This is a genomic window from Mycobacterium sp. E1386, assembly GCF_001672745.1.
Lineage (GTDB): Bacteria > Actinomycetota > Actinomycetes > Mycobacteriales > Mycobacteriaceae > Mycobacterium.
The window spans coordinates 1-938 of record NZ_LZKH01000242.1 but is presented as its reverse complement, the minus strand read 5'-3'; the positions used below and the strand labels follow the sequence as shown (position 1 = coordinate 938).

The 938-nt window shown below is 65.0% G+C and carries 2 protein-coding genes; both read right to left on the bottom strand.

Annotated elements, in window-relative coordinates:
- Positions 1 to 442: MlaD family protein (locus tag A5709_RS24755; RefSeq protein ID WP_156768149.1), on the bottom strand; the 442-nt coding region annotated here is incomplete at its 3' end.
- A gap of 5 nt (positions 443 to 447) precedes the next feature.
- A partial coding sequence (locus tag A5709_RS24750) for an ABC transporter permease (RefSeq protein WP_197520229.1) occupies positions 448 to 938 on the bottom strand: 491 nt, incomplete at its 5' end.

Here is a 938-nt window from a genome sequence, read left to right as displayed (position 1 = left end):
GGTCCGCGTCGATCACCGTGTGCGGGTTGAGCTTCTGCGGTGACGGGTTTTGCGGTGTCGTCAACGAGACGTACTTGCCGCCGAACACCGTGGTCGCCTTGATGTCGGCGTTCACGTTGGCCGGGATCAGCGACAGATACCGGGGGTAGACGTCCAGGGTGAACTTGGCGGCCGGCTTGCCGTCGCGCACGGTCTCCGAGATGTTGGCCACCCGGCCGATCTCGACCCCGTTGTAGGTGACCTTGGAGCCCGGATCCATCACCAGCCCGGCCCGCGACGCCAGCATCGTCAGCTTCGTCTTCGGCGTGAAGTCACCGCGGAACTGGCCGTAGATCAGGGCCCCGGCCACCAACGCGATGATCAACGCCGCGATGCCGGCCAGCTTGTATGGCGGCTTCCGGGGGGCATTGACCTGTGCGGGGCCCTTCGATGGTGATGTCATGGCGGCTACACCGTGAGCGCGAAGTTCGGGTTGACGCCGTAGAGCGCCAACGCTGCGGCCAGAACGACGACCTGCACCGACACCAGCGAGAAACGCATCGATCGGCCGACGGCCTCCCCGACGCCGACGGGTCCGCCGCCGGCGTTGTATCCGTAGAAGCAGTGGGTGATCATCACGACCGCCGTGATGATGATGGCCTCGAGGAATGACCAGAACACGTCGTCGGGACGCAGGAACGTCCGGAAGTAGTGCTCGTAGGTGCCGTTCGACTGTCCGTAGAGCACCGTCGTGGTGATCTGCGGGGACAGGAACGACATGATCATGGCCAGGGCATAGAGCGGGATGATGACGACCAGACCGGCCATGATCCGGGTGGTCGCCAGGAACGAGATCGACTTGATGCCCATGACTTCCAGGGCGTCGATTTCTTCGCTGATGCGCATGGCGCCCAGCTCCGCGGTCGCGCCCGCGCCGACGGTGGCGGCCATCGCGATGC